This is a genomic window from Candidatus Cardinium sp. cBcalN2 (assembly GCF_022810445.1).
Classification (GTDB): Bacteria; Bacteroidota; Bacteroidia; order Cytophagales; family Amoebophilaceae; genus Cardinium.
This window is the reverse complement of the sequence record NZ_JAACGD010000086.1, coordinates 1-4,828: the sequence shown is the minus strand read 5'-3', so window position 1 is coordinate 4,828 and position 4,828 is coordinate 1. Positions and strand designations below refer to the sequence as shown.

At 35.3% G+C, this 4,828-nt stretch carries 3 protein-coding genes; 2 read left to right on the top strand and 1 reads right to left on the bottom strand.

The features are described from left to right. The first annotated feature begins 168 nt into the window (after window positions 1–168). Window positions 169–1,215 (top strand): tRNA preQ1(34) S-adenosylmethionine ribosyltransferase-isomerase QueA, encoded by a 1,047-nt coding sequence (gene queA / locus MUW74_RS02505; RefSeq protein ID WP_243519225.1) that lies wholly within the window; start codon window positions 169–171, stop codon window positions 1,213–1,215. A 184-nt stretch (window positions 1,216–1,399) separates the two neighbouring features. Continuing rightward, the gene (locus MUW74_RS02500) at window positions 1,400–4,033 is read left to right on the top strand and encodes an outer membrane protein assembly factor (protein ID WP_243519229.1); all 2,634 of its coding nucleotides are present in this window, start codon (window positions 1,400–1,402) and stop codon (window positions 4,031–4,033) included. A gap of 204 nt (window positions 4,034–4,237) precedes the next feature. On the opposite strand, the gene MUW74_RS02495 is transcribed toward MUW74_RS02500, so the two are convergent. Next, window positions 4,238–4,684: a hypothetical protein gene (locus tag MUW74_RS02495; RefSeq protein WP_243519232.1), complete on the bottom strand. Its 447-nt coding sequence runs from the start codon at window positions 4,682–4,684 to the stop codon at window positions 4,238–4,240. Window positions 4,685–4,828: the final 144 nt, after the last annotated feature.

Here is a 4,828-nt window from a genome sequence, read left to right as displayed (position 1 = left end):
AGCTTTTTTCATCAGCGCTTGATTTTTTGGCTACTTTTTGATCAAGCAAAAAGTAGCTCTAAAAAATTCATTTTTTACCAGTGTCAGGAACAGATACTAGAAAACTAGTAGCATACACCAAACCGGTGGGTAAAAACCAGCTACACTTTATTAAAATTAAATATTAGTATGAAATTATCAAATTTTAAGTTTGAACTACCAGAGCATAGCATTGCACAGTATCCAATCCAGGACAAGGAAAATGCCCGTTTAATGGTTGTACATAAAGATAGTGGCAAAATAGAACATAAAACCTTTAAAGATCTGCTTACTTATTTTAGGCAAGGAGATAGTTTAGTGGTCAATGACTCGAAAGTTTTACCTTGTAAACTTTATGGCTGTAAAGAAAAAACAAATGCACAGGTAGAAGTGCTCTTATTGCGGAAATTGAATGATGAACATGGCTTGTGGGACACCATTGTAGAGCCAGCACGTAAGATTCGCATAGGTAATAAAATTTATTTTGGTGATGGGGAGTTGGTAGCTGAAATTATAGATAATACTACTTCAAGAGGCCGTACGCTTAAGTTGTTGTTTGATAGAACAGAAGAAGAATTCTATGCACTTATCAATCAAATTGGCCATATGCCTTTACCCAATCAAATAGGGCGTTCTTCTAAGCCAGAAGATAGGGAATATTATCAGACCATATTTGGCCAACATATAGGCAGTATCGTATTACCAGCTGCTGGGTTGCATTTTACCCCTTATTTGTTGAAGTATTTAACTTTGCAAAACATTGCTGTTGTTCCAGTTACGTTGCATATTGGTTTAAGTGAGCTCAGTACTATTGATATGGAAGATTTAACGAAGGTAAGGGCTTCCTCGGAACGTTTTATTATTACCCAAGAAAGTGCAAAAATGGTCAACCAAAGTCTGCATCATCAAAAAAAAGTTTGCGCCGTAGGTACCTCAGTGTTAAGGGCTATAGAATCTTCTGTTTCGGTCTCTTGCCAACTAAAGGCAAGCAGTGATTGGACCAATAAATTCATTTTACCTTCTTGTACATTTAAAGTTTGCAATGCCTTGTTGACTACATTTCATCTGCCCTCATCTATTTCTCTGGTCAGTGTAGCTGCTTTTGGAGGCGAAGATTTGATTTTAGCAGCTTATGCTGAAGCTATCAAAGAGCGTTATAGATTTTTCTTATATGGCGACTCTATGTTAATTATATAAAATAATAGGAAAGTAGGTCATACCGTTAATATTTTCCTATATTCGGGAAAAGTTTTAGCTTATGTAGTCTCTCCTTTTTCATTTTAGAAAGAGGCTGGTTGTGCTATCATAGCTATACTGCCCTTCATCTTTTTGAGATTTGTATAGAGGTGGCTCATTCATCTATAAATTTATGCTACGGATCATGATAATGATAGATACCAATATCAAAAAAGTTAAACGTTTGTTGTCCTTCTTTTGTCTATTGTTAGGGCTGTCACAACCAGCCTTTGGCACGACTGGTTACGCGATACGGAAGATTGACGTAATGGGCAATGTTTTGGTAGAGACTGATTTACTGATTGCGCTTTCTGGTGTACGAGATGGAACAGTCATTGACCCATCTTCTCAGCAGATCCGTACTGCCATTTCCAAAATAGCCAAGCATGATCGTATAAAGTCTGTTGAAATCTACTTATCTGATCTTGATCAAGCAAATGGGTTAGCCACTTTTGTTATTCATGTTGAGGAATATCCTGAAGTAGTCAACTGCCTTATAGAAGGTTTAACAAAGAAAGATAGAAAAGCACTGCTTGAAAAAGTTACTATAGATGATCATGTTGCGTTGTCTCCACTTTTTATACAGAAAACCATTTCTAAAATTAAAAAGTTTTTTTTAGAACAGGGCTTTAGGGATGTCCAAGTTTTTACAGAATGTCTGCCAACTGAAACAATGGATGCGAAAGTAACGCTCAAGATTAAGATAAATAAAGGTAACAAAACCACCCTGCATAAAATCATTTTTGAAGGAAATGACCATTTGGAAACGAATCTCTTACTATATAAGATTAAAGAGCTAAAAGAAGCCCCTCGTTTTACACTTTTCCACGATATTTTTAAGCAAACTATTACCATGGCTCCCCTTCGCAAGGGTGGCCTACTCTTACAGTTGCCCAAAACATTAGATGATATAAAACGTTATTTCTTTACCCATGCTTCTTTTTTTTCCTCTGTTTTCACAGAAGAAAAATACCTAAAAGCTAAAGAAAATCTTATTCTTTTTTATCAATCAAAGGGTTTTCAGGATGTACATATTGCCGCAGAACGATTTGAAACTTTTGCTGATGGCAAGCTGAATATCTATTTAAAAATTAATGAGGGTAAACAATATATGATCCGTGATATTAAATGGGTTGGTAATTATGTCTATAGTGATCAAGTATTAAATAGGTTATTAAACCTCCAGCCAGGAAGGATCTATGATCCGCTTTATATTAAAAGCCGATTGCATCCTGGGGTTACAGATCTAACCATTGGTGATTTGTATACCAATAATGGCTATCTTTTTTTTCGCGCAGAAGTGGTTGAAACTAGTATAGAGGATAATCAGGTAGATCTAGAAATTAGAATTCAAGAAGGCAAGCAAGCTACTATTAATCAAATAGATATTGTAGGTAACACATTAACGCATGATTATGTTATTCGGCGTACGTTATTAACATTGCCAGGAGCAAAATATAACTTAGGGCTTGTGCGGGAATCCTTACGAAGATTAGCGATGTTAAAGTTATTTAAGCCAGAGAAATTAGTCCCAGATATACAACCAGATGTAGCAAAAGGTACCGTAGATATCATTTATTCGGTAGAAGAAGAACCCCGGTTCGAGTGTAACCTAAATGGAGGATATACAAATGGCATTAAGATCGGCCTTGGCATCGGTTCTAATAATGTTTCTTTAAAAAACCTTTTTACAGGTAAAGTTCCTTTAGGAGCTGCTCAGGATTTGCATTTAAAAGCTGAAATATCTGGTAAAGATTACAAAAATTTAAGTTTTTCTTTTACAGAACCTTGGTTTTGGTTGAAAGAAAGTCCTTATATACTTTCTGTAAGTTTTAATAATGCTTATCAAAAAGTTTTCTATGCTACACCGAATGCATTAGATGATTGGGTAGATCTAAATCTATTTCCAATTGCCAAACAAGATAAAAAAAGTAATGTTCATTCAATTGGTGGTCAAATAAGCTTAGGAAAAAAATTCGCTAGAGATTGGAGTAGTAATTTCGGTATAGCGTATCATCATCACGCATATCAGCATATACAATTATTAGAAGATCACACTAAAAGATCTGGATTCTTACATGATTTTACTTTAGCACTTTCGTTGACACATGATAGTATCAATCATCCAAATTATCCTACTAGTGGATGTTTGTGGTCTAACTTTTTAACCCTTACGCTTCCCTATAGTTTGTTAGGCTATGTTGGTTCTAAACCGGAAGCTATACCACGTTTAAAGGAATTTGGGAAATTGGCAATAGATTTTGCTTATTTTAAAGCTTTTCCAGCTAGCTTTGTACTGCATGTTCGCGGTCATGCAGGATTTCTACACAGTCTCTCTAAAAAAGCTATAGGTCCTTTTGAACGATTTTATTTGGGAGGTACATCAGGTGTATCAAATAAATTCTTGGGAACTGATTTTACTTCGTTACGTGGTTATCCAGATGAGAGCCTTACACCAGAAGATTATAAAAACCATATAAAAGGAGGAGTGCTATTCAATAAGCTTGTTATTGAATTGCGTTATCCTATTATGCTTGCACCTGTTTGTTGCTATGTATTGGGCTTTGGAGAAGTAGGGGATAGCTGGCTCAAGTATGAAAACTTCAATTTATCTAATATGAAAAAAGCTATAGGTGCTGGTATCCGTGTTATGTTGCCCATACCTATTATACCCATGATTGGCTTAGACTTTGGTCGTAGACTGAACACGATAAAAGATATGAACAGCGTCAAGAGTTCTTTTGAATATCATTTCACCCTTGGACCTACTATGCGTTAGTCAGCAGTGGTAAATGAACAATGTACTTGCCATTGTTTATCAAATAATTATACATACCATATTCCTTCACGAAATGGCGCCAACTTAAGGCGTTTATTTTATTGATTTACAGATACAATAACATGTTTTTTAGCTGCGTTTTTTGGTTATCATTTTATGATTATTTAGCTAAAAACTTTGTAGCCGTTCAGCGCAGTGGTAAAGCTACTTACAAAAAGCACTGATGGCCTTAGAAAATTTTGCTATTAAATGGGATAAACAATACCCACAAATAGCCAAGTCTTGGTAGGCTAATTGGAATAATCTGATGGTATTTTTACAGTACCCTAACGCCATACGTAGGTATTTGTTCATGACATTGGTAAAAAATGAATTTTTATTGTTACTTTTTTCTTGATAAAAAAGTAACAATAAAATCAAGCCCTCAGTAAAAAGTTTCAGCTGTAAGGGCTGCTTGCTGATCGGAACTATTTTACAAGGAGCGTTTTTGCTTTTTCTACGTAGCTTTACCAATGCGCTGAACGGCCTACCATACGTAGAGCCATTTGCACAACCAATGCGGTGGAATCTGTAAACAGCCAATTTCCTAGAGTTACCAAAAATAAAAGTTGGGCCTAACCATCTAGCTGTTTTTAAAACCTGATATTTCATTATCAACTACATGGCCCAAAAGTGGACCAACTCTATTCATAATTGGACCGAGGCTATGGCACATTTGTTAATTAAATTTGAAGATAGAATTTGACAATTTTACAAAAAATAATTTACACACTTAAAAATGTAGTAGTTGATATT